This is a genomic window from Cardiobacterium sp. Marseille-Q4385, assembly GCF_916618745.1.
GTDB lineage: Bacteria > Pseudomonadota > Gammaproteobacteria > Cardiobacteriales > Cardiobacteriaceae > Cardiobacterium.
Window position 1 is genome coordinate 48,786 of sequence record NZ_OU745373.1, and the last position, 22,111, is coordinate 70,896.

General features: G+C 58.5%; 24 protein-coding genes, 1 pseudogene and 1 other annotated feature. Of the genes and pseudogenes, 18 read left to right on the forward strand and 7 right to left on the reverse strand.

Annotation, left to right across the window (positions count from 1 at the left end; translation table 11 throughout):
• The 9 genes from LG374_RS00280 (at position 1) to LG374_RS00320 (ending at position 6,148) form a co-directional block, all read left to right on the forward strand.
• Positions 1–717, forward strand: a complete 717-nt coding sequence (locus LG374_RS00280; RefSeq protein ID WP_225755821.1) for an ABC transporter permease — start codon at positions 1–3, stop codon at positions 715–717.
• A complete protein-coding gene (locus LG374_RS00285) occupies positions 718–1,398 on the forward strand; it encodes an ABC transporter permease (protein WP_225755822.1) in 681 nt (226 codons plus the stop codon). It begins immediately after the preceding gene.
• 125 nt (positions 1,399–1,523) lie between these two features.
• Positions 1,524–2,279, forward strand: a complete 756-nt coding sequence (locus tag LG374_RS00290; RefSeq protein WP_225755823.1) for a DUF6683 family protein — start codon at positions 1,524–1,526, stop codon at positions 2,277–2,279.
• Between the two features lie 124 nt (positions 2,280–2,403).
• Positions 2,404–2,832, forward strand: coding sequence for a hypothetical protein (locus LG374_RS00295; RefSeq protein ID WP_225755824.1), 429 nt, complete (start codon positions 2,404–2,406; stop codon positions 2,830–2,832).
• 1 nt (position 2,833) lies between these two features.
• Positions 2,834–4,153 carry an SWIM zinc finger domain-containing protein gene (locus LG374_RS12375; RefSeq protein ID WP_255594331.1) on the forward strand — a complete coding sequence of 440 codons (1,320 nt, stop codon included), beginning with the start codon at positions 2,834–2,836 and terminating at the stop codon, positions 4,151–4,153.
• Positions 4,154–4,347: 194 nt separating this feature from the next.
• Positions 4,348–4,569: a helix-turn-helix transcriptional regulator gene (locus LG374_RS00305; protein WP_040388795.1), complete on the forward strand. Its 222-nt coding sequence runs from the start codon at positions 4,348–4,350 to the stop codon at positions 4,567–4,569.
• A complete protein-coding gene (locus LG374_RS00310) occupies positions 4,553–5,086 on the forward strand; it encodes a hypothetical protein (RefSeq protein WP_225755825.1) in 534 nt (177 codons plus the stop codon). The genes LG374_RS00305 and LG374_RS00310 overlap by 17 nt, the downstream gene beginning before the upstream one ends.
• Positions 5,070–5,612 carry a hypothetical protein gene (locus LG374_RS00315; RefSeq protein ID WP_225755826.1) on the forward strand — a complete coding sequence of 181 codons (543 nt, stop codon included), beginning with the start codon at positions 5,070–5,072 and terminating at the stop codon, positions 5,610–5,612. The genes LG374_RS00310 and LG374_RS00315 overlap by 17 nt, the downstream gene beginning before the upstream one ends.
• Positions 5,612–6,148, forward strand: a complete 537-nt coding sequence (locus LG374_RS00320) for a hypothetical protein (protein ID WP_225755827.1) — start codon at positions 5,612–5,614, stop codon at positions 6,146–6,148. Before LG374_RS00315 ends, LG374_RS00320 begins: the two co-directional genes overlap by 1 nt.
• Positions 6,149–6,236: 88 nt before the next feature.
• Here LG374_RS00320 and LG374_RS00325 read toward each other — a convergent pair whose 3' ends face one another.
• Entirely contained in the window at positions 6,237–7,271 is a 1,035-nt protein-coding gene (locus tag LG374_RS00325) for an AraC family transcriptional regulator (RefSeq protein ID WP_225755828.1), read from the reverse strand.
• A gap of 224 nt (positions 7,272–7,495) precedes the next feature.
• Positions 7,496–7,628 (forward strand) — a sequence feature (His leader region).
• A 28-nt stretch (positions 7,629–7,656) separates the two neighbouring features.
• Here LG374_RS00325 and hisG point away from each other — a divergent pair.
• The 9 genes and pseudogenes from hisG to hisIE form a co-directional block, all read left to right on the forward strand.
• Positions 7,657–8,553, forward strand: coding sequence for an ATP phosphoribosyltransferase (hisG, locus tag LG374_RS00330; protein WP_225755829.1), 897 nt, complete (start codon positions 7,657–7,659; stop codon positions 8,551–8,553).
• A gap of 9 nt (positions 8,554–8,562) precedes the next feature.
• The gene (gene hisD / locus LG374_RS00335) at positions 8,563–9,855 is read left to right on the forward strand and encodes a histidinol dehydrogenase (RefSeq protein ID WP_225755830.1); all 1,293 of its coding nucleotides are present in this window, start codon (positions 8,563–8,565) and stop codon (positions 9,853–9,855) included.
• Positions 9,852–10,904, forward strand: a complete 1,053-nt coding sequence (gene hisC, locus LG374_RS00340; protein ID WP_225755831.1) for a histidinol-phosphate transaminase — start codon at positions 9,852–9,854, stop codon at positions 10,902–10,904. The genes hisD and hisC overlap by 4 nt, the downstream gene beginning before the upstream one ends.
• Before the next feature lie 57 nt (positions 10,905–10,961).
• Positions 10,962–12,053 carry a bifunctional histidinol-phosphatase/imidazoleglycerol-phosphate dehydratase HisB gene (gene hisB / locus LG374_RS00345; RefSeq protein ID WP_225755832.1) on the forward strand — a complete coding sequence of 364 codons (1,092 nt, stop codon included), beginning with the start codon at positions 10,962–10,964 and terminating at the stop codon, positions 12,051–12,053.
• A complete protein-coding gene (hisH, locus tag LG374_RS00350; protein ID WP_225755833.1) occupies positions 12,050–12,640 on the forward strand; it encodes an imidazole glycerol phosphate synthase subunit HisH in 591 nt (196 codons plus the stop codon). The genes hisB and hisH overlap by 4 nt, the downstream gene beginning before the upstream one ends.
• A gap of 69 nt (positions 12,641–12,709) precedes the next feature.
• Positions 12,710–13,423, forward strand: coding sequence for a polysaccharide deacetylase family protein (locus LG374_RS00355; RefSeq protein WP_225755834.1), 714 nt, complete (start codon positions 12,710–12,712; stop codon positions 13,421–13,423).
• Positions 13,420–14,169 carry a 1-(5-phosphoribosyl)-5-[(5-phosphoribosylamino)methylideneamino]imidazole-4-carboxamide isomerase gene (gene hisA / locus LG374_RS00360; RefSeq protein ID WP_225755835.1) on the forward strand — a complete coding sequence of 250 codons (750 nt, stop codon included), beginning with the start codon at positions 13,420–13,422 and terminating at the stop codon, positions 14,167–14,169. The genes LG374_RS00355 and hisA overlap by 4 nt, the downstream gene beginning before the upstream one ends.
• Positions 14,151–14,924 (forward strand): imidazole glycerol phosphate synthase subunit HisF, encoded by a 774-nt coding sequence (gene hisF / locus LG374_RS00365; protein WP_225755836.1) that lies wholly within the window; start codon positions 14,151–14,153, stop codon positions 14,922–14,924. The genes hisA and hisF overlap by 19 nt, the downstream gene beginning before the upstream one ends.
• A 70-nt stretch (positions 14,925–14,994) precedes the next feature.
• A pseudogene (gene hisIE / locus LG374_RS00370) lies at positions 14,995–15,642 on the forward strand (bifunctional phosphoribosyl-AMP cyclohydrolase/phosphoribosyl-ATP diphosphatase HisIE); the annotation flags it as partial.
• Between the two features lie 167 nt (positions 15,643–15,809).
• Here hisIE and LG374_RS00375 read toward each other — a convergent pair.
• From LG374_RS00375 to LG374_RS00400, 6 genes are all read right to left on the reverse strand, one after another.
• On the reverse strand, positions 15,810–17,984 hold the full coding sequence (locus tag LG374_RS00375) for a leucine-rich repeat domain-containing protein (RefSeq protein ID WP_225755838.1): 2,175 nt from the start codon (positions 17,982–17,984) through the stop codon (positions 15,810–15,812).
• 348 nt (positions 17,985–18,332) lie between these two features.
• Positions 18,333–18,719, reverse strand: a complete 387-nt coding sequence (locus LG374_RS00380; protein WP_225755839.1) for a hypothetical protein — start codon at positions 18,717–18,719, stop codon at positions 18,333–18,335.
• 261 nt (positions 18,720–18,980) lie between these two features.
• Positions 18,981–20,555, reverse strand: a complete 1,575-nt coding sequence (guaA, locus tag LG374_RS00385; RefSeq protein ID WP_225755840.1) for a glutamine-hydrolyzing GMP synthase — start codon at positions 20,553–20,555, stop codon at positions 18,981–18,983.
• 26 nt (positions 20,556–20,581) lie between these two features.
• Positions 20,582–20,782, reverse strand: coding sequence for a hypothetical protein (locus tag LG374_RS00390; protein WP_225755841.1), 201 nt, complete (start codon positions 20,780–20,782; stop codon positions 20,582–20,584).
• 13 nt (positions 20,783–20,795) lie between these two features.
• A complete protein-coding gene (locus LG374_RS00395; protein ID WP_225755842.1) occupies positions 20,796–21,185 on the reverse strand; it encodes an MmcQ/YjbR family DNA-binding protein in 390 nt (129 codons plus the stop codon).
• Entirely contained in the window at positions 21,172–22,104 is a 933-nt protein-coding gene (locus tag LG374_RS00400; protein WP_225755843.1) for a hypothetical protein, read from the reverse strand. The genes LG374_RS00395 and LG374_RS00400 overlap by 14 nt, the downstream gene beginning before the upstream one ends.
• Positions 22,105–22,111: the final 7 nt, after the last annotated feature.

Consider the following 22,111-nt stretch of genomic DNA (forward strand, 5'->3'; position numbering starts at 1 on the left):
ATGCACGGCTACACCATCCTGCTTGAATACAAAGAGCAACTGCTCAAGGGTGCACTCGTCACCCTTGAGCTCGCCCTCTCCGGCCTCGTCGTCTCGCTCATCTTCGGCATCCTCGCCTGCCTCGGCAGCATGCACAAAAACCCGTGGCTGCGCCTGCCCGCTATAACCTACACCACCCTCGTGCGCGGTGTGCCCGACCTCATCCAGCTCTTCCTCATCTACTACGGCGGCCAATACCTGCTGAACGCACTCACCACCCGCCTCGGCTGGCCGCATATCGATATCGACCCGCTCTACACCGGCATCTTCGTCATCGGCTTCGTCATGGGCGCCTACATGGCCGAATCCTTCCGGGGCGGCTTCCTCGCCATCCCCAAAGGGCAAATCGAAGCCGCGCGCGCCTACGGCTTCCCGCGCCGCACCATCTTCTGGCGTATCTCCTGGCCGCAAATGCTGCGCTACTCCCTGCCGTCACTCGGCAACAACTGGCTGGTGCTGATGAAAAATACCGCGCTCGTCTCCATCATCGGCCTGCAAGACATCGTGCGCATCGCCAACGCCGCCGCGCGCACCGCACAAAAAAAAGACCTCTACGCCGGCTTCTGGTTCTATGGCGCCATGGCGGGCTACTTCCTCCTCCTCACCACCCTCTCCATCGCCATCCTCTGGTGGCTGCGGCGACGCTACTCCGTGGGCTTTGAAGTACAAGGACAATAAATGGACAACACCCAACTCCTCATGTGGCTCGGCGGCCTGTGGCAAACCCTGTGGCTGGTCGGCCTCTCGCTCGCCATCGGTCTCACCATCGCCATTCCCTGCGGGGTCCTGCTCGCCGCGCGCTGTTCCATTATCTGGAAACTGCCCGTCCTGGCATTCAGCTACATCTTTCGCGGCACCCCAATGCTCGTGCAACTCTACGTCTTCTACTACGGCATCGGCCTCGTTATCGGCCGCATCCCCGGTGTGCGCGAACTTGCCCTGTGGCCGCTCATGCGTCAGGCCTGGCCGTGGGTCATGCTCTCCTTCATATTGAACACCGCCGCCTACACCGCCGAAATCGTGCGCGGCGCGATTGAAACCACCCCGCGCGGCGAAATCGAAGCCGCCAAATCCCTCGGCATGAGCCGCAACCAAATCCGCACCCGCATCATCCTGCCAGGCGCCCTACGCCGCGCCTTGCCCGCCTACGGCAACGAAATCATCTTCATGCTGCACGGCTCGGCGATTGCCAGCACCGCGACCCTGCTCGACATCACCGGCGTCGCGAACACCCTCTTCACCAAAACCTACGAACCCTTCCAACCCTTCCTCATCGCCGCTGGCATCTACCTTGCCATCACCCTGTGCATCGTCGGTTGCTTCCGCCTCATTGAAAAACGGTTGAGCGTCTCATTCTGACCTGACAGCCCGCCAAAAGAGACAACAGCGGGCTTCTTAACATCTAAAAACCGTAATCCCGACGGCGCATACAAATACATACATTAGGATGCGCAATCCTGCACAAATCCATTTGGGAGACCACAATGAAACGTACCCTGCTCGCCGCATTCTTCAGCACCGGCATTCTGCTCACCACACCGCAAGTCCAGGCGCAAATACTTTACGATTGGAGCGATACCTTCTGGATTGACAAGACAGTAAACGAGAACATCGAACGCAACAAAAAAGCCCTACAAAAATTAAAAAGTGAAAATAGCCATTCAACCAGCAGCGAATCTGCCAAACAGGCTACGACCACACAAAACGTCCACAAATACAAACATAGCGACAGCACGACGCACGAAGTCAATGAAGCCATGTTCGCCGCACTCGCGCAGCAACTCAAAAACAAGGGCAGTTATAACGATCAAAGCGAACAGCAACTCACCGCCCTGAAAAACGCCAATCTCATCAAACAGGTCCGGCAGGCTCTCGAATCCGACGGCTACGACACAACCAGCATTGCTACTGCAACCGCCTATGCGATCACTATCAGCTACGGCATCGCCAACAACCTCGATCTCAGCCAGCTCAAAGCCCACGGGCTGGTGCACCAGTTGCAGGAAGTCATGGAAGAAGACAGCACCATGCAAAGCCTGTCCAATACCGACAAACAGAAAATGGCCGACACCCTGTACTGGATAGGCAGCTTGGAAATGGCGATGTACATGGAAGCCCAAAAAAATGGCGACAGCCAGGCGCTTGGCATCATTGCCAACGATGCCCGCTCGATACTCTCCATGCTGGGCGTATCCGGCGACCAGATTACCCAAGGCAGCAACGGCCTGGAAATCCGCTGATGGCCTGAACAGACTGCCTCGCACGGCGGGCCCAAACCCGCCGTCTTGCGTTACCACCATAAACGCCAACACCCGCCAAGCGGGATAACTACGCGGTTTTTACCCAAACAACCAGGAGAAACACATGCGCCATATCCTGCCCACAACCCTCACCGCCTGCCTGCTCGTCGCCTGTGCCACGGGCGGCGGCGCATCCCCCGATACCGTCGCCGCCGGCATCGCCCGAAGCGCACCGCCCGGCAGCAAAATCCTCATCGCAGACGTCCCCGCATCGACGGATTTCCTTGCCAACAGCATGATAGTGGCCGCCCAAAGCAGCGGCATGACTGCCTCCGGCTCCGTCCACAACATCCTGCAAGGGCTCGCCGCCGACAACGCCCATATCGGCATCAGCGGCAGAAGCAGCAGCGTCAACCTTGCCACCCTTAAGCGGGCGCTCAACGACTACAACGGCCACAGCAACGCCCACGTTTACATCCACGCCGCACCGGCAGACATTGCTGCACTACAACAACTTGCTGCCCCCAAAGGCATCACCATCCACGCCCTCTGACATGCCCACCTACACCGCCGCACAAATCGCCCAACTCGCCCCTGACGCCGCCTCCAACAAAGCTGCCGCTGCCCTCGGCGCCAACAAATGGCCCCTGCTCGAAAAACAGGGCGACGCCCTATGGGGTCACTGCCAGGGCAGCGGCAAAAACCCCTACCAAACCGCCGTTGACCTCAGCGCCGAACCCGCCTTCAAATGCAGCTGTCCCAGCCGCAAATTCCCCTGCAAACACGGCCTCGCCCTGCTCTTGCGCTACGCCGAAAGCCCCGAACGCTTCCAGGAAGCCACGCCGCCCGACTGGGTCACCGCCTGGCTCGAAAAACGCCAGCATACCCGCGCAGCCAAAGCCGAACGCGCCGACAAACCCGAAAAAGCCCCCGATCCCGCCGCCCAGGAAAAACGCCGCCAGGCGCGCCATGCCAAAGCTGCCGACGGCCTTGCCGACCTGCAACGCTGGCTGGAAGACCAACTGCGCAACGGCCTTGCCCAACGCGGTGAACACTACCAACAACTGCATCACCTCGCGCGGCGCATGAACGACGCGCAACTCCCCGGCATCGCCGCCCGCCTGCAACACGCTGCCACCCTCCCCGCCACCGCCCACGAAACCCTGCTCGCCGCTTACACCACCCTCTACCTGCTTGCCGACACCTACACCCGCTACGACCGCCTTGACCCCGACTGGCAGGCTGAAATCACCGCACGCCTCGGCATCCCCGTCGCCAAAGAAACCGTCCTGCAAAACCCGCCGCAGCGCGACCACTGGCACAACATTGGTAGTCACCGCCTCGACCTCGATCGGGGCGAGGCCCACTACCACTGGCTCTACGGCAGCCACAGCGGCCGTTACGCCTACATCCTCGAATTCCGCATCCCCGGCGCACCGCCACAAGCGGCACCCGTCCTGCCCGGCACCGCCTACGACGGCGAACTCTGCTACTACCCCGGCATCGTCCCCCAACGCGCCCAGCCGCGCGAATGGCAGGCGCTACCCACCCTGCCGCCGCTGCCGGACGGCGGCCACACCCTCGCCGCCCTCACCACCCGCCTGCAAGCGGCACAACGCGACAACCCCTTCCGCAGCATGACCCCCGGCCGCCTTGACAACATCCGCCTCTACCGCTTGGGCGAGGACTACGCCCTCGGCGACGATACCGGCCACCTGCCCCTCGTCCACCCCGGCGATGAAACCGCCGCCCTGCTCGCGTACACCGGCGGTAACCCCTTCACCGCCTTCATCCGCTACGACCATCTCGATCGCCGCTGCCACCTGCTCGCCACCTACACCCACGGCAGCTACCGCTACTACCATCAGCCATAACATTCCGCCAGCTACAAACGACCGCCCGCTAACCCCATCGCCTTCCCTGCCATCGCCGCTTGCAAAGCTCTCTTGCAAGCGGCGTTACTGTATGCACCTTCATCAGGTGCACTCGCGGCATAAATGTCGCTTATAGTTGACACTTTTGCGTAAAAATCCTTAACATGTCGGCTATACACGACAAAAGAGACACTGTGAACCGCGTAAAAATCTACCGGCAAGAAAAAGGCCTCTCGCAACAGGCATTGGCGCAAGCCGTCAACGTCTCGCGCCAGACCATCAACCTGCTGGAAAACCAGGACTACAACCCAACACTGGCGCTTGCCATCCGCATCGCTCGCGCGCTGGACAGTGACTTGAACACCCTTTTCTGGGAAGACAACCACGGGGGAGACGACGATGAGCCCACTGCATAAAGCCCTGTACCGCAAAATGCTCAATGTCAACTGTGAGCCGGACGAACGGCAGGAGCGCATGATCAATGCCGAACTGGCGCGCTGCCTGGTCTGGATTTACTGGATCTCCGGCATCATGATGCTGCTCTGCTTCTTTCACGACAAATTGCAGAGTAATGCCGTTTCTGCCCTCACGCTTACCTGGATGTTTATCTTCTTTTTTATCACAAACTTTACGGTGGTCAATCGCCTCGGTTGGGAGCTAGCCCGTCCAGAAAATATTAGCATGGAAACCCTGCCGCATTACCTGAGGCAATATAAAAAGAGTATCTTTTGGGATGGTGTCTTTATGGCTGCCTACCTATCAATTTTAGGAATGAACATCATCCGTCCCATTTACTTGAGCTTCATCTTATGCACCGTTTATGTTGTCCTGTTAAAGATTAAGCTCTACCGCGAGGAAAAAGCCGCTTTATTACAAATACTGACCGATAAACCATCCGATCAAGAGGAGAAAGATGATGAACCCGCTGCATAAAGCCCTGTACCGTGATTTCTTTAAAAATGAGCCTGATGAACGACAGGAAGGCATCATCAATGCCGAACTGGCACGATGCTTGATTTATATTTTTTGGCTTAATTCTGCGCTGTTCATCCTGAAAACTGCACATGATCGCCTAGAAGGCGTGTTTATGAGCGGGATGACAGCCATTTTATTCTTAAACCTTATCTTTATTTCGGTTTTTATCTTTACCAACAGCGCCAGCCGAGAATTAAAAAAGCAAAAGCCAGACATCACTCCGCAAAACCTAGCGCAACACTTGGCATACCATCAAAAATGGGCCGTATTACTGGGTGTCTTTTTTGTAGTCACCATATCCGCGCTCTGTTTCAACAGCCTGGCATTTGCCATATATCCGCTGCCCAGTACGATTCTCTTTTTATATAGCTACGGGCTATTTTTGGGTCTGACCTACTATCGCCGCAGCAAAAAAGAGGCTCTAAAAATTCTCGCTACCAAACAAGCGGAAACTGCTGAATCTGAAACCAACAAGGAGGCCTGATGTTCTCGCTCCCCCAATATCTCTGGCGCAGTATCGTTGATAGCCGTCAATATCCTGATGAGCGGCAGGAACATGCCATCAATACGGAAATGGCACGTTGTCTGGCTTGTGTGTATTACTTTCTATTTGCCGTGATCATTATTGGATGTATACACGATAAAATCCAAAACAATCCGCCCAGTCTTCATATGGCAATATTTGTCAGCCTCTTTGCCTTTATTCATCTTTATATAACGGGCAGCACCGCTTATCAGGAATTGATCATGCGCAGCGACACCGAGGAAAGAGTTGAATATTATTTATCCAGACTGGCTTTTTATTCCGCAGGTTATACCTTGCTGCTTATTGCCGGTATAACTGTCTTTGACCTTTTTGATTTTTTCTTGAGAGACGAAAAAACTTTGCCCGATATCCTGAGGAAAAACATTATCGTTGGCGGTCTCATGGGAATGTATCTTCACCGCAGAAAGAAAAAGCTGCTGATGCAGATTCTGGAAAGAAAACAGGCGGAAAAAGGTGAAGCTCCGGCGGGATAAAAATCACCGCTTGCCTTGCTCCGTTCGGTTTGGGGTGCGCCAAGCGGCGTAAATACTGGGCGCACGCCGAACAGAGTTTTTGATTCCGCTAGGTGGCAATACCCAAGCTGCGCTGGCGGTGCTGGATGGGCGCGCAGGAAAACCAGCGTTTGCTGGCGCGGCTGAAGTTGCTGGGGTCGGAGAAACCGAGCAGGAAGCTGATTTCGGTGATGCTGTGTTCGCTGTGCGCCAGCAGGTCGTGAGCGATGTTTTTCCGTTCCTGGTCAAGCAGGGCGTTAAAGGTATGCCCTTCTTCTTCCAGGCGGCGTTGCAGGGTGCGCGGGGTGAGGTTGATGTGGGCGGCAATATCGGTCAGTTTCGGTTCGCCCTGCGGCAGCAGGCGGTGGATTTGCGCCAGGACGCGGGTGGTGAAATCGTTTTTGGCGAGTTGTTGCAAGTATTCGTTGATGACGGCTTCGTTGACGGCGACCAGTTGCGCATTGCCGCCGGCGTAAGGCTCGATGGTGTCGGCGTAGCGGAAGCTGATGGCGTCCTCTTCCGCGCCGAGGTTGACGGGAATGTGGAAGTAATCATCGAGCCGCTGCTGGATGTCGCCGTCGCAAGGCAGGGTGAGGGTAACGTAGCGCGGCCTGATTTCGTGCTGCGCCAAGCTGCATGCCTGGCGGAAGATGAAAGCCAGCGAAGCAAGGCGGGCAGCACACATCGGCTCGCTGCCGTCGTTGGTTTTGGCGGTCAGGGTAGTGCCGTCGCGATCGTGGGTGAGATCGAGCTGCATGGTGGTGGAGATGACTTTGCCATAGCGGACAAACAGACTGAGCAGCATGGATAGCGAACTGCTGGAAACCATGGCGAGGCCGAGGCCGTGCAGGGTGGAAACCTGGATTTCCCGCCCGACGCGCAGGCCGACCAGGGGATCGCCCGTCGTCGTGATAATCAGCCGCCACAGGCGGCGCACGCCGCTCACCGCATAGCGGGCATCGGGGATATTGAGCAGTCGGGAATCCAGCCCGGCGCGCGCCATCAGGGGGAGCGGATCAATGCCGTAGCCACGCACAGTCTGACAAATGGAACGGATCCAGCTGGACAGGATGCTGGGGCCGGTGACGCGTTCGTTCGTTTTCATTGTTACCCCTTGGTTAAAGCACACGATAAAAATACATGATTTTTGTGGAAATCCACAGAATTTTGTTATTTTCTTTGTTTTTTGAGGAAAAACAAGCTGGAAATGCGCCAATAACGCCGATATGCGCACAAAAATATCGCGGCACTTGCCTTCCTCCATCCAATCGTTGTAAAGTCCGCCGCGTCTTAATTGGAAAACTTCATCATGAACCGCATCAACCGCCAGCATCACCATCATCATCCTGAAAGTCTTTCGGGCTGATGTGCTGTCGTCCGGAAGAAATGCTTCCGGGCCGGTGCGGGATTCCCCTCTCTTTCCTCCAACCTCCCGGAAGTCCGCTTCCGGGAGGTTTTTTTATCCCCCAATGGCAAACAGAGGAGACCCCATGACCCAACCCCGCCTGCGCATCGCCTTGCAGAAAAAAGGACGACTAAGCGCTGATTCCGCCGAACTGCTGCGCCGCTGCGGCGTGAAAATCCATCTCGCCGAACAGAAACTGATCGCCTGCGCCGAGAACCTGCCCATCGACCTGCTGCGCGTGCGCGATGACGACATCCCCGGCCTCGTTTTCGCCGGTGTCGTTGACCTCGGCATCGTCGGCGAAAACGTCCTCGAAGAAGAAGAACTGGCGCGGCGCAGCGAAGGCGAAGCCTGCGACTACACCCGCCTCTGCCGCCTCGACTTCGGCCACTGCCGCCTGTCGCTGGCCGTGCCGCAGGATGCCCCTTTCGACGGCCTCGCTGCACTCAATGGCCGCACCATCGCCACCTCCTACCCGCACCTCTTGAAACAGGCACTGCACACGCGCGGCGTCGCCTGCCGCACTATCCTGCTTAATGGTTCGGTGGAAGTCGCGCCGCGTGCCGGACTGGCCGACGCCATCTGCGACCTTGTTTCCAGCGGGGCGACCCTGGAAGCGAATGGCCTGCGCGAAGTCGAAGTCATCTACCGCTCGCAAGCCTGCCTCATCCAGCGCGCCGAGCCGCTTGTCCCGGAAAAACAGGCGCTGGTGGATAAAATCCTCACCCGCATTCGCGGCGTGCAACAAGCCGCCGAATCCAAATACATCATGCTGCACGCGCCACGCGACCGCCTCACCGCCATTACCCGCCTGCTGCCCGGCGTGGAAAACCCCACCATCCTGCCGCTCGCTGGCGCGGACGACAAAGTCGCGGTGCATGCCGTCAGTCAGGAAACCCTCTTTTGGGAAACCATGGAAGCCCTGCGCGGCGAAGGCGCGAGCTCCATCCTCGTCCTACCCATCGAAAAAATGCTTGCCTGAGGAGGCCCCATGCAAACCCTGAACTGGAACGCACTCGAACCCGCCGCCCGCCGTACCGCCCTGCGCCGCCCGGCGCAAACCATCGCTGCCGACATCGATGCCGCCGTCGCTGCCATCTTCGCCGAAGTTGAAGCCGCAGGCGACGCCGCCCTGCGCGCCCTTACCGCCAAATACGACCGCGTGCAGCGCGACGACCTGCGCATCAGCGCTGCGGAAATCGATGCCGCCGCCGCGCGCGTCCCTGCCGAACTCAAACAGGCGCTTGCCACCGCCAAAGCCAACATTGAAACCTTCCACCGCGCGCAACTGCCGCCGCCCATGCTGGAAATCGAAACCCAGCCCGGCGTGCGCTGTGCCCTCCTCAACCGCCCGCTGGAGCGTATCGGCCTCTACATCCCCGGCGGCAGCGCGCCACTTTTCTCCACCGTGCTCATGCTCGCCATCCCCGCTCGCCTCGCCGGCTGCCGCGACATCATCCTCTGCACCCCGCCGCCCGTCGCCGATGCCACCCTCTATGCCGCCCGCCTCTGCGGCGTCGAACACCTCTACGCCGTCGGTGGCGCACAAGCCATCGCCGCCCTGACCCTGGGCACGGAAAGCATCGCGCCGGTGGACAAAATCTACGGTCCCGGCAACGCCTACGTGACCGCCGCCAAACGCCGCGCTCGCGCCCTCGGCACCGCCATCGACATGGAAGCGGGGCCTTCGGAAGTGCTGGTCATCGCCGACGATACCGCCAACCCGGACTACATCGCCAGCGACCTGCTTTCCCAGGCCGAACACGGCGCCGACAGCCAGGTCATCCTCGTCAGCCCCAGCGCCAAACTCATCGCCCGCACCGACGCCGCACTTGCCCGCCAGCTCGCCCGTCTGCCACGTCGCGATACCGCCGCTGCAGCACTCGCCCACAGCCGCGCCATCCTCGCCGCCGACCTGCAACAGGCCGTCGCCATCAGCAATGCCTACGCGCCGGAACACCTTATCGTGCAGACCGCCGACCCGCGCGCCCTCCTGCCCGCCATCGAAAATGCCGGCTCCATCTTCCTCGGCGCCTACAGCCCGGAAAGCATGGGCGACTACGCCAGCGGCACCAACCACGTCCTGCCCACCTACGGCCACAGCCGCAGCAGCTCCAGCCTCGGCATCGCCGACTTCATGAAACGCATGACCGTACAAGAACTCAGCGACGACGGCTTCCGCACCCTTGCCCCCGCTGTGATGACCCTCGCCGCCGCCGAACAACTGGACGCGCACCGCGAAGCTGTGCGCATCCGCCTCGAAACCACCGGAGACCAACCATGACCATCGCCGACCTCGCCCGCGCCAACATCCGCGCCCTCAGCCCCTACCAGTCCGCCCGCCGCCTCGGCGGTGCCGGCCACACCTGGCTGAACGCCAACGAAGCACCGGACGCCCCCGCCCTGCACCTCAGCAAAAGCGACTACAACCGCTACCCCGAACCGCAGCCCGCCGCCGTCATTAACGCCTACGCCGCTTACGCCGGCCTGACCCCGGAGAACGTGCTGGTCAGCCGGGGCGGCGACGAAGCCATCGAACTGCTGCTCAAAACCTTCTGCGAACCCGGCGACGCGGTGCTGCACTGCCCGCCCACCTACGGCATGTATGCCGTCAGCGCCGCCACCCTCGGTCTGCCGCAAAAAACCGTGCCGCTCACCGCCGCCTGGCAGCTCGACCTGCCCGCCATCGAAAAAGCACTGCCCGGCGTAAAAATCCTCTACATCTGCAATCCCAACAACCCCACCGGCACCCTGCTGCACCGCGCCGACCTGCTCGCCCTGCTGGAAATGACTGCCGGACGCGCCATCGTCGCCGTGGACGAAGCCTACATCGAATACAGCCCGGCCGAGAGCCTCGTTGACGTCCTGCCCCACTACCCGCACCTCGCCATCATCCGTACCCTGTCCAAAGCCTTCGCCCTCGCCGGCCTGCGCTGCGGCTTCACCCTCGCCAACCCCGAACTCATCGCCCTGCTGCAAAAAACCATCGCCCCCTACCCGCTGCCCGGCCCGGTGGCCGACCTCGCCGCCCAAGCCCTGCAAGCGGAAGGCCTCAGGCTCATGCGCGCACGCGTCGCCACCACCCTCGCCGAGCGGGAACACTTCGCCACCGCCCTGCGCGCCCTGCCCGCCGTTAAGCATGTCGAACCCAGCGGCGCCAACTTCCTGCTCATCCGCTGCCACGACGGCCCGCGCACCTTCGCCGCCCTCAGCGCCGCCGGCATCATCACCCGCAGCCAGCAGAACGCCCTCGGCCTCGCCGACCACATCCGCATCACCATCGGCAGCGCCGCAGAAATGGCAGAAACCCTGACCGTGCTGAAACAATGCTAAACCGCCGCCAAGCGGGATAACCACGCGCTTTCCCAAAACCCAAACCAGGAACCCACCATGCAACCCACCCTCTACATCGACCGCGACGGCACCCTCATCGACGAACCCCTGCCCAGCCGGCAAATCGACACCCTGGAAAAACTCGCCCTCGAACCCGGCGTCATCCCCGCCCTGCTCCAACTCCAGCCCCACTACCGCCTCGTCATGGTCAGCAACCAGGACGGCCTCGGCACGGAGAGCTTCCCCCGCGCCGACTTCGACAAACCCCAACAAAAACTGCTCGACATCCTCGCCAGCCAGGGCATCCACTTCGCTGCCATCTACATCTGCCCGCACCGCCCCGAAGACGGCTGCACCTGCCGCAAACCGCAGACCGGCCTGCTCACCGACGACATCGCCGCCAAACGCTTCGATCCGGCAGACAGCTACACCATCGGCGACCGCGAAACCGACCTCGAACTCGCGCGCAACCTCGGCATCCGTGGCATCCACTACCACCGCAGCAACATGAACTGGACGCACATCGCCGAAAAACTCCTGCACAAAAACCTCGCCGGCAACCCCGCCGGGCGCGCGCCGCGCCACGCCGTCGTTGAGCGCAAAACGCGCGAAACCGACATCCGCGCCGAAGTATGGCTGGACGAAGCGGGCCTCAGCGACATCCACACCGGCATCGGCTACTTCGACCACATGCTCGATCAAATCGCCACCCACGGCGGCTTCCGCCTGCACCTCACCTGCCACGGCGACCTGCACATCGACGACCACCACACCATCGAAGACAGCGCCCTCGCCCTCGGCCAAGCCCTGCGCGAAGCCCTCGGCGACAAACGCGGCCTCGCCCGCTTCGGCTTCATCCTGCCCATGGACGAAAGCCGCGCCCGCTGCGCCCTCGACCTCTCCGCCCGCCCCTACCTGCACTTCCGCGCCCGCTTCAAGCGACCCATGCTCGGCGCTTACAGCACCGAAATGACCGAACACTTCTTCTACTCGCTGGCGCAAAGCCTCGGCGCGACCCTGCATTTGGAAACCACCGGCCGCAACGACCACCACAAAACCGAAAGCCTCTACAAAGCCTTTGGCCGCTGCCTGCGCCAGGCACTGCGCATAGAAGACGACCGCCTGCCCAGCAGCAAAGGAACCCTATGAACACCCTTATCATCGACACCGGCTGCGCCAACCTCGCCTCCCTGCACCACGCCCTAAAACGCCTGGGCATCCACGCCGACATCAGCGCCGAACCCGCCGCCATTCATGCTGCCGACAAACTGCTCCTGCCCGGCGTCGGTACGGCGAGCGCCGCCATGGCCAGCCTCACTGCGCGCGGCCTCATCCCCGTTATCCAGCACGCGACCCAGCCGCTGCTCGGCATCTGCCTCGGTATGCAGCTCCTCACCGCGCATTCCGCCGAAGGCGACCTCGCCACCCTAGGCCTCATCCCCGGCCAGACCACGCGCCTGTCCGCGCATGACCTGCCGCTGCCGCATATGGGCTGGAACCGCGTCCACGCCACGCCCGGCCACCCGCTCTTTGCCGACATCCTGCCGGACAGCCACTACTACTTCGTGCACAGCTACGCCGTCCTCGAAAGCCCCGCCACCATCGCCACCTGCGACTACGGCGTCTCCTTCGCCGCCGCCCTCGCCCGGGACAACTACTACGGCGTGCAATTCCACCCCGAACGCAGCGGCAGCGCCGGTGCCCGCCTGCTCCATAACTTCATCCACAACACCTGAGACCGGCGCCATGCAGCGAAGCGGGACAACCCCACATAGCCCCGGCCATCCCCCATCAAGCGAGAAACGATGAAAAACAAAATCCTGCTGACCACAACCCTGACCCTGGCCGCCGCCGTCGGCCTCTACCTGCTGATGAACGCCCGCTGCTACCAGCTCCTCGGCGACCTCGTCTGTCACGGCACGAGCGACCGCAAACACATCGCCCTCACCTTTGATGACGCGCCAAGCGAAAGCACCAGCGATGCCGTGCTGGCAGTACTGGCCGAAAAAAACGTGAAGGCCACCTTCTTCATGATCGGCGAAAACATGGCGCGCCACCCGCAGGCAGCGCAGCGCATCGCCGCTGCCGGACACGAACTGGGCAACCACTCCTACAGCCACCGGCGCTTCCTGCTGCGTTCGCCGGCCTTCATCGCGCGCGAAATCGAAGACACCAACGCCCTGATCCGCGCCGCCGGCTACCACGGCCCCATCCACTTCCGCCCGCCCTACGGCAAAAAACTGCTCGGCCTGCCGTGGTACCTCGCCCGCCACCACATCACCACCGTGATGTGGGACAGCGAACCCGCCCGCCAGCAGCCGCCTACTGCCGAAGCCATCACCGCTGCCGCCCTCGCCCAGGCGCACAACGGCGCCATCATCCTGCTGCACCCGTTTTGCCCTGATGCCTGCCGCGCCGAGCGCGAAGCACTGCCGCACATCATCGACGGCCTGCGCGCCCAGGGTTACACCCTGGTTACCGTCAGCACACTACTCACCCCACAATCGGAAAACCCATGAATACCACCCCCATCATCCCCGCCCTCGACCTCATCGACGGACAAATCGTCCGCCTCTACCAGGGCGACTACAACCGCCAGACCGACTACGGCGCCGACCCCATCGCCCGCGCCCAACAATACGCCGCCGAAGGTGCCGAACGCCTGCACCTCGTTGACCTCAGCGGCGCGCGCGACCCGGCGGCGCGGCAAACCGCGCTGATTACCCACCTCATCGCCGCCTGCCCGCTACCGGTACAAATCGGCGGCGGCATCCGCAGCAGCGCCGACATCGACGCCCTGCTGACGGCAGGCGCGGCACGCATCGTCATCGGCTCGCTCGCCGTCAAAGCGCCCGCCACCGTGCAAAACTGGCTCGCGACCTACGGCGGCGACCGCCTCATCCTCGCCCTCGACGTCCACCCCGGCGCTGACGGCCACTACTACGTCGCCCACAACGCCTGGCAGGAGGGCGGCCAGCAAACCCTCTCCGACCTCATCACCGCCTACCAGCCACACGGCCTGCGCCACATCCTCTGCACCGACATCAGCCGCGACGGCACCCTGCAAGGCGCGAACACCGCGCTCTACCGCGAACTGCACACCGCCTACCCAGAGCTCAACATCCAGGCCTCAGGCGGCATCGGCAGCCTCGACCACATCCGCGCCCTCGACGGCAGCGGCGTTAGCGGCATCATCACTGGCCGCGCCCTGCTCGACGGCCGCATCACCCTGAAGGAGGCACTCACATGCTGGCCAAACGCATAATCCCCTGCCTGGACGTCCGCGACGGTCAAGTCGTCAAAGGCGTGCAATTCCGCGACCACGAAACCATCGGCGACATCCTGCCGCTGGCCGCGCGCTACGCCGCCGAAGGCGCCGACGAACTCGTCTTCTACGACATCACTGCCTCCACCCAGCGCCGCAGCGTTGACAAACACTGGGTGCGCCGCGTCAGCGAAACCCTCGACATCCCCTTCTGCGTCGCCGGTGGCATCGACAGCGTCGCAACCGCTGCCGCCCTTTTCGCCGACGGCGCCGACAAAATCTCGGTGAACAGCCCGGCGCTGGCGCGACCGGAACTCATCAACGAACTCGCCGAACGCTTCGGCGTGCAGGCCGTCGTCGTCGGCATCGACAGCTGGCACGACGCAGAAAGCGGCGAATACCGCGTATATCAATACACTGGCGACGCTGCCCACAGCCGCAGCAGCGGCCGCCTGCTGCTCGACTGGGTCACAGAAGTCCAACAGCGCGGCGCCGGGGAAATCGTCCTCAACATGATGAACCGCGACGGCGTGCGCCAGGGCTACGACCTTGACCAACTCAAATACGTGCGCGCCGCCTGCCGCGTGCCGCTCATCGCCTCAGGCGGCGCCGGTGCCAAAGAACACTTCCGCGACGCCTTTTTGGACGCCAACGTCGATGGCGTACTCGCCGCCAGCGTCTTCCACAAACGCAGCATCCACATCGGCGAACTGAAAACTTACCTCGCGGTAGAAGGCATCGAAGTGCGGCACTGAACGCGTAACTACGCCGCTTGGCGGGCACCCAAGCCCGTAGGCCCACCACCAGACACCCAACACCGGAGAACACATGGAGAAACACATCAACTGGGAAAAAATCAACGGCCTGTTACCCGTCATCGTGCAGGACGCCACGCGCGGCACCGTCCTCATGCTCGGCTACATGAACCGCGAAGCCCTCGCCAAAACCCAAAACGAAGGCCGCGTTACCTACTACTCGCGCAGCAAACAGCGCCTGTGGACCAAAGGCGAAACCTCAGGCCATTACCTCGCCGTCTGTGCCATGAGCCTCGACTGCGACAACGACACCCTGCTCATCCTCGCCGAACCGCAGGGCCCAACCTGCCATACCGGCGCGACAAGCTGCTTTCACGCCTACGACCGCGAACCACCGCCGGGCTGGCCGTGGTTCGCACAACTGGCGGACGAACTCGCCGCCCGCAAAAACGCCGACCCGGCCACCTCCTACACCGCCCGCCTGCACGCACGCGGCCTTACAAAAATCGCGCAAAAAGTCGGCGAAGAAGGCGTGGAAACGGCGCTGGCAGCGGTTGCCGGCGACGATGACGAACTCAGCGGCGAAATCGCCGACCTGCTCTACCACCTCACCGTACTGCTGCACGCGCGCGGCCTGGACTGGCCGGCTGTCCTCGCCCGCCTGCACGAACGGCACCAGGGCATCGGCCTGCACCCCGAAGGCGCCAACAAACCCTGAGCCGCTAGGCGGCGTGGTTGCTAGGCTCGTCAGATGGCGTCGTTGCTAGCTTCGTCAGCCGGCGTCATTACTGGCCTGCTGAGTGGGGGATTTTTGTCGTGCACGAAGCTATTCAACTATAGAAGGTGTCTTTTTCGCCAGCGCCCATTGGTATTGTCCGTTATCGGTCAGCGGCAATTCTGCTGAAAGGCACAGAAGAGAATTACATTGCCATTATTGTCCAAATGTAAAAATTCATCATCCAGATATATTGTTAATTTTCTATTGCGCGCACAGTAAATACGCTTGATGATAGCAGACTGTGTGGTGAGTAGATTTTTGCTCAAATGCAGTCTTTGTAGATTGCCAAGTTGGCTGATCTCTATGGGCAGCGTGGTGAGTTGATTGCCTTTTAAATACAGCTCTTGCAGATTGCTGAGTTGGCAAATTTCTGCTGGCAGGACGGCAAGCTGATTACGGCTTAAATCCAGTTTTTGCAGATTTCTGAGTTGGAATAGTTCCGCAGGTAGGATAGTGAGTTGATTGCCACTTAAATTCAGTTCTTGCAAGTTGCCAAGTTGAGAAATTTTCGCAGGCAGGATAGTGAGTTGATTGCTGCTTAATTTCAGTGCTTGCAAGTTGTCGAGTTGGCAAATTTCCGCAGGAAGGATGGAGAGTTGATTACTGCTTAAGTCCAGCTCTTGCAGATTGCTTAGTTGGTTGATAGCTGCCGGCAAAGTGGTGAGTTGATTGCTGTTTACGCTTAGTTTTTGTAGATTGCCGAGTTGACAGATGGCGGCAGGCAGTACAGTGAATGGGTTATCCCTTAAATTTAATATCAAGAGGTTGCTGAGTTGACTGATAGCGACAGGCAGAGTAGAGAGTCTATTTCTCTCTAAATCCAGCGTTTGTAAATTGCCCAGTTGGCCAATTTCCGGCGGCAGGGTGGTGAGTTGATTGTCCTCTAAATTTAGGGCTTGCAAATTGCCGAGTTGACCAATTTCCGGCGGCAGGGTGGTGAGTTGATTGCCATCTAAATCCAGTGTTTGCAAATTGTTAAGTTGACCGACTTCCGACGACAGGGTGGTGAGTTTATTCCACCTTAAATCTAGTTCTTGCAAATTACTAAGTCGGCCAATTTCTGCGGGTAGGGCAGTGAGTTGATTACTCCATAAAGTCAGGGTTTGCAGGTTGCCGAGTTGGTAAAATTCTGCTGGCAGGGTGGTGAGTTGATTGTGCCATAAATCCAGTGTTTGCAGGTTGCCGAGTTGACAAATTTCTACCTGCAAGGTGGTGAGTCTATTTTCGCTTAGGTCCAACTCTACTAAGTTACCTAGTTGGCTAATTTGTGTCGGCAAACCAGTTAATTTATTGTTCGATAAATTCAGTATTTGCAGACTGCCAAGTTGACAAATTTCTGTCGGTAGGACAGTAAGCCTATTGTCTCTTAAATCCAATTCTACTAAGTTGCCGAGTTGGCCGATTTCTACCGGCAGAGCGGTGAGTTTATTGTGCCATAAGGTCAGTGCTCGAAGATTGCTAAGTTGACCAATTGCCGCAGGCAGAGTAGAGAGTTTATTCCACGCCAAATTCAGTTGTTGTAGATGGTCGAATTGGCTGACTGTTGCGGATAGGACAGAGAGCTTGTCTATCTTAAGAGATTTTAGCCTGGGCAGGCGAGAAGCAAGGTCAGTGATTTCTATAAATAAACCACCATCTATAGAGATCTCTTGCAGGTTATCGAGCTGGCTGATTGTTGTAGGTAGGGTAGTGATTTCATTACGCCTTAAATCCAGTGTTTGCAGATTGCCAAGTTGGCCGATTTCTACTGGTAGGGCGGTGAGTTGATTACGCCATAGAGTCAGAGTTTGCAGGTTGCCGAGTTGGCCAATCTCTGCAGGCAGGACGGTAAGCGGATTGTCGCTTAAATTCAGTTCTTGTAGCTTGCTGAGTCGACCGATGGCTGCGGGTAGGGTGGCGAGGTGATTGCTGCTCAAATTCAGTTTTTGCAGTTTGCCAAGTTGGCCGATTGCTACTGGTAGGACGGTGAGTTGATTACGCCATAAAGTCAGTGTTTGCAGGTTGCCGAGTAGGCCAATCTCTGCAGGCAGGACGGTAAGCGGATTGTCGCCTAAATCCAGTTCTTGCAGCTGGCTGAGTCGGCCGATGGCTACGGGTAGGGTGGTGAGTCCTTTCCCCATTAATTTCAGTTCTGTGATTGCCCGCAAGTTCGCTTTATCCCTAGGCAATGCTTCTTTCGGTATTTCAAATTCATCCGCCCAAGCGCAGAGGTGCTCAAGCCAAGCGTCATCGGTGAGGCCCTGGGGACGAGCTTTGGGTTGTTTGTGGTCGTTGTTGGTCATGGCAGAGGTGTGGCGATGGGAGATGGGGGAGATTGTAGTCGCTTTCCTGGGCAAGGCGTACGGCCACTTTGGGATTGGTCTTTAGGAAAGGGCTTTTGCAAAGGGGCCGTATGTGTCTGTGATCTTTGCTTGGGGGAAGCTTGTCAGTGGTATTTTGTGCTCCCGCTGTTTGTTCTGCCTAGCGGGGGTAGGACAAACCGCCAGGCGGCGTGGTTACTGGGCTCGTTAGGCGGCACAAACAAAAAACAGGGCGGTTTTAACCGCCCTGCCCTGCTGCATTCCTGCCGCTTACTCTTTTCATTAAAGTCACCTCTGCAACTTCCAATTTAACGCACTGCAGATTATTTCTTATTTTACATACTGCATCTGAAATGCCGTTATCCAAAAACATATTCCGGCTATAAGTGAAAGCGGAGCCATAACATATTTTTCTTTCCTGCTTTTTGAAAGCATGTTCATAATAGTATTCAAAGATAGGTAAGCGGCAAAAAAGAAACAAATATATTTAGTAACCTTAAAAGATAACCACAAGGGAATAAAACCTCCGGCTTGCAGAATAATTATTATTGCAAAAATTTGGATAGCCACCGAAATAACGGCTATAACTCTAAATTTCTTAGGTAAGATTTTATGTTGCCCACCCATTGTAAATTCACCCAAAGGCAAACCGCAAGCAACAAGAACTGTCATAATTGCGATAACTCCAAATAATACTGCACCTAATATTGAAAACATAAATCAATATTCCCCCTTCGCGAAACACAAGAAACTTCAGTTACAAATTCTAATTTACCATTCTCTATCTTCTGCAAAAGCCTCCCACCAAAATGATGGAAGGATTCATAAACTTTTTACCTAAATTCAACAACTACCTTTGGAACCTACTCTTTCAGCTTTTTAGTATCAAAATAGTATCTCTCAAGCGTTTTTTGTTCCCACAAGTCGCTAATACTCACTATTTTTAACGGCTTTATAACGGTAACAACTTTGCTTCCGTCATTCCCACTCAATCGTCGCCGGCGGTTTGCCGCTCACGTCATAGACCACGCGGTTGATGCCGCGCACTTCGTTGATGATGCGGTTCGATACTTTGCCGAGCAGCGCATAGGGCAATTCCGCCCAGTGCGCGGTCATGAAATCGCTGGTGATGACGGCGCGCAGCGCCACGACGTAATCGTAGGTGCGGCCATCGCCCATTACCCCCACCGATTTCACCGGCAGGAAGACGGCAAAGGCCTGGCTGGTGAGGTCGTACCACGAGGTGCCGTGTTCGTCCGCCGTCGCGCGCAGTTCTTCGATGAAGATGGCATCCGCCTGGCGCAGCAGGTCGGCATATTCCCGCTTCACTTCGCCGAGGATGCGCACACCGAGGCCGGGGCCGGGGAAGGGGTGGCGATAGACCATTTCGCGCGGCAGGCCGAGAGCGACACCGAGTTCGCGCACTTCGTCCTTAAAGAGGTCGCGCAGCGGTTCGAGCAGGCGCAGGTTCAGCGTTTCCGGCAGGCCGCCGACGTTATGGTGGCTCTTGATGGCGTGGGCTTTTTTCGTCTTCGCACCCGCGCTTTCGATTACATCCGGGTAAATCGTGCCTTGCGCCAGCCAGCGCGCGTTCTGCCGCTTGCCTGCCTCGCGCTGGAAGACTTCGACAAATTCCGCGCCGATAATTTTCCGCTTCTGCTCCGGATCGGTCACGCCCGCCAGTTTTGCCATGAAATCCGCCGAGGCATCGACGTGGATGACGTTCACGCCGAGGTTGCGCGCGAACATGTCCATCACCGCTTCCGCCTCGCCGAGACGCAGCAGGCCGTGGTCAACAAAAACGCAGGTGAGCTGGTCGCCGATGGCGCGGTGGATCAGGGCGGCGGCAACCGAGGAATCCACACCGCCGGACAGGCCGAGGATAACTTCGTCGCTGCCGACCTGGGCGCGGATATTGGCAACGGCTTCGTCGATGTAGTTCGGCATCGTCCAGCTGGGGCGCGCGCCGCAGATGTCGAGGACGAAGCGGTCCAGCAGCGCCCGCCCCTGTTTGGTGTGGGTTACTTCGGGGTGGAACTGGATACCGTAGAAGCGTTTGGCGGCATGTTCCATCATCGCAATCGGGCAGGACGGCGTGTCGCCGATGACGACGAAGCCATCGGGCAGTTTGCTCACCTTATCGCCGTGGCTCATCCACACGTCCAGCGTGTGCGGCGCGCCGTCAAAAATGCCGCTGGTCAGCTCGCTATCAACCGTTTTCACCTGCGCATAGCCAAACTCGCGCTGGTTGCCGGGCTGCACCGCGCCGCCCAAATGATGCGCCATGAACTGCATGCCGTAGCAGATACCAAGCACGGGCACGCCCAAGGCAAAAATGCCGGTATCGGCCTGATAGTCGGAGTCATAAACGGAATTGGGGCCGCCGGAGAGGATGATGCCTTTCGGATTGAAGGCTTTGATATCGGCCAGCGGCATATCGTAGGGGTGCAATTCGCAATAGACATGCGCCTCGCGTACGCGGCGGGCGATCAGTTGCGTGACTTGCGAGCCGAAATCGAGGATAAGGATTTTGTCGGAGTGGGGGGAGGTCATGGGTTTACTCTATATAAGGATATTTATCAGCAATGCATGGTGGCAGCACTTGCCCTGCGCCGCATTAATTCCGCTTCAACCTGCGCCATCGCTTCATCATGCGCTATCGCCGGGCGCGGATCATGAAGCGAACGGGTGACTTTTTCGCGGAACCATTGCTCGTAAGCAGCGTCTGTCGCGGTTTGTGCGGCGAGCCCGTTTTTCAGGGTATCGGTAATGTCATTCATGATGCTTTCCTGGTCATAAAAAGTCGTTCGGGGGCGAGGCACGGCGCATTTTAGCGCGGGTCAGGTCATAACTGTCTGCCAGCAAATCCAGCAACGTGGCATCAGGCAGCATGTCGAGACGCAGGCTGACCCAGTGTTCCTTGTTCATGTGATAGGCGGGCAGAACGCCGTCCATGCCGCGCAGCAGGCTGTTCTCCTCGGCGCGGATTTTGACATTGAGGATGGCAACTTCATCTTCCGTCGCAAGGCCGAGTTTGCGCCCCGGCGGGTTCATCAGCACGGCAAACCATTTGCGGTTGCCCGCATGGCGGAAAACCGCATATTGCGGATAGCGCCGCCACGGGTATTCCGCCGCCACGCCGTAACGCCCGGCAATTTCTTCCAATAACTCAGCGCGATGCATACCGCCTCCGTAAATAAAAACGCCACAGCACCTTAATCAGAGCATATAAAAAAGCGGCGGGAAAAGCGGCAAAGATGATGCTTATAACGCGCGCCATCAACAACCCCCCACGCTGTTTAAGCGGGGTAATCCTGTCATCATCGACGCGGTAAACATATTCAAGCGGATCAGCGGGACTGTCATTCCAAAGAGCCGCATAAAAAACATCGCCTTCACGCTGAATAGTCACGCGATAAAAACCTTCTTCATTCTGGAAATCATAGGGTGCTGGACAGAGGGTTTTCCCCTGCCATTGCGCCTTATCGGTAAAACGGATAAAGCGCGGATAATCTTCTTCCAGAATGCAGACGCTGAAAAATTTATCCGCTGGCCGCCAATTCGGTATGGCAGCGTAATACATCACAACCCCGCATAACGCCCAGCAGCAAAGGCCCAGCGGTATCCGCGCCCAGCGCGGACAGGGATTATCCAGCCTTTCCTGCCATGCCCATTCCGGCTTTAGCCGGCTTAATAACGGTAGAAAAGAACGGGGCGCGCGCAGAATAATGGCATTGCCATCGGTAAAGACCAGTTGCAAATACTCTCGCGGCTGGAAATGCCCAACTGCCCATATTCCAATGACAATACAGATAAGACCGACAAAAGAGAAAGCGGTTTCCAGCAAATCAGCACCGGAAACGACATAAAAAAACAGGGCAGACAACAATAAGCAACTGAGCGACACGGCCAGAAACAATAAAAGCGACCACAACGTCCGCGCCGGATAGCCGATAGCGCCAAAACGCATATCGGCCAATGCCTCGGCGGGATAACTTTTGCCGCTATCCAGGGTGAATTGCTTGCCGTCAAAGGCGACCATGCCGACCGTCTTATCAATCAAGCGGCGGGGAATGATGATGGGGTAGCGATAGGTGGTCATATGATTC

Excerpts from the sequence above, each read along its gene's own strand:
- LG374_RS00280 (WP_225755821.1), top strand. The coding sequence starts at position 1 with ATGCACGGCTACACCATCCTGCTTGAATACAAAGAGCAACTGCTCAAG.
- LG374_RS00285 (WP_225755822.1), top strand. The coding sequence starts at position 718 with ATGGACAACACCCAACTCCTCATGTGGCTCGGCGGCCTGTGGCAAACC.
- LG374_RS00290 (WP_225755823.1), top strand. The coding sequence starts at position 1,524 with ATGAAACGTACCCTGCTCGCCGCATTCTTCAGCACCGGCATTCTGCTC.
- LG374_RS00295 (WP_225755824.1), top strand. The coding sequence starts at position 2,404 with ATGCGCCATATCCTGCCCACAACCCTCACCGCCTGCCTGCTCGTCGCC.
- LG374_RS12375 (WP_255594331.1), top strand. The coding sequence starts at position 2,834 with ATGCCCACCTACACCGCCGCACAAATCGCCCAACTCGCCCCTGACGCC.
- LG374_RS00310 (WP_225755825.1), top strand. The coding sequence starts at position 4,553 with ATGAGCCCACTGCATAAAGCCCTGTACCGCAAAATGCTCAATGTCAAC.
- LG374_RS00315 (WP_225755826.1), top strand. The coding sequence starts at position 5,070 with ATGAACCCGCTGCATAAAGCCCTGTACCGTGATTTCTTTAAAAATGAG.
- LG374_RS00320 (WP_225755827.1), top strand. The coding sequence starts at position 5,612 with ATGTTCTCGCTCCCCCAATATCTCTGGCGCAGTATCGTTGATAGCCGT.
- LG374_RS00325 (WP_225755828.1), bottom strand. The coding sequence starts at position 7,271 with ATGAAAACGAACGAACGCGTCACCGGCCCCAGCATCCTGTCCAGCTGG.
- hisG (WP_225755829.1), top strand. The coding sequence starts at position 7,657 with ATGACCCAACCCCGCCTGCGCATCGCCTTGCAGAAAAAAGGACGACTA.
- hisD (WP_225755830.1), top strand. The coding sequence starts at position 8,563 with ATGCAAACCCTGAACTGGAACGCACTCGAACCCGCCGCCCGCCGTACC.
- hisC (WP_225755831.1), top strand. The coding sequence starts at position 9,852 with ATGACCATCGCCGACCTCGCCCGCGCCAACATCCGCGCCCTCAGCCCC.
- hisB (WP_225755832.1), top strand. The coding sequence starts at position 10,962 with ATGCAACCCACCCTCTACATCGACCGCGACGGCACCCTCATCGACGAA.
- hisH (WP_225755833.1), top strand. The coding sequence starts at position 12,050 with ATGAACACCCTTATCATCGACACCGGCTGCGCCAACCTCGCCTCCCTG.
- LG374_RS00355 (WP_225755834.1), top strand. The coding sequence starts at position 12,710 with ATGAAAAACAAAATCCTGCTGACCACAACCCTGACCCTGGCCGCCGCC.
- hisA (WP_225755835.1), top strand. The coding sequence starts at position 13,420 with ATGAATACCACCCCCATCATCCCCGCCCTCGACCTCATCGACGGACAA.
- hisF (WP_225755836.1), top strand. The coding sequence starts at position 14,151 with ATGCTGGCCAAACGCATAATCCCCTGCCTGGACGTCCGCGACGGTCAA.
- LG374_RS00375 (WP_225755838.1), bottom strand. The coding sequence starts at position 17,984 with ATGACCAACAACGACCACAAACAACCCAAAGCTCGTCCCCAGGGCCTC.
- LG374_RS00380 (WP_225755839.1), bottom strand. The coding sequence starts at position 18,719 with ATGTTTTCAATATTAGGTGCAGTATTATTTGGAGTTATCGCAATTATG.
- guaA (WP_225755840.1), bottom strand. The coding sequence starts at position 20,555 with ATGACCTCCCCCCACTCCGACAAAATCCTTATCCTCGATTTCGGCTCG.
- LG374_RS00390 (WP_225755841.1), bottom strand. The coding sequence starts at position 20,782 with ATGAATGACATTACCGATACCCTGAAAAACGGGCTCGCCGCACAAACC.
- LG374_RS00395 (WP_225755842.1), bottom strand. The coding sequence starts at position 21,185 with ATGCATCGCGCTGAGTTATTGGAAGAAATTGCCGGGCGTTACGGCGTG.
- LG374_RS00400 (WP_225755843.1), bottom strand. The coding sequence starts at position 22,104 with ATGACCACCTATCGCTACCCCATCATCATTCCCCGCCGCTTGATTGAT.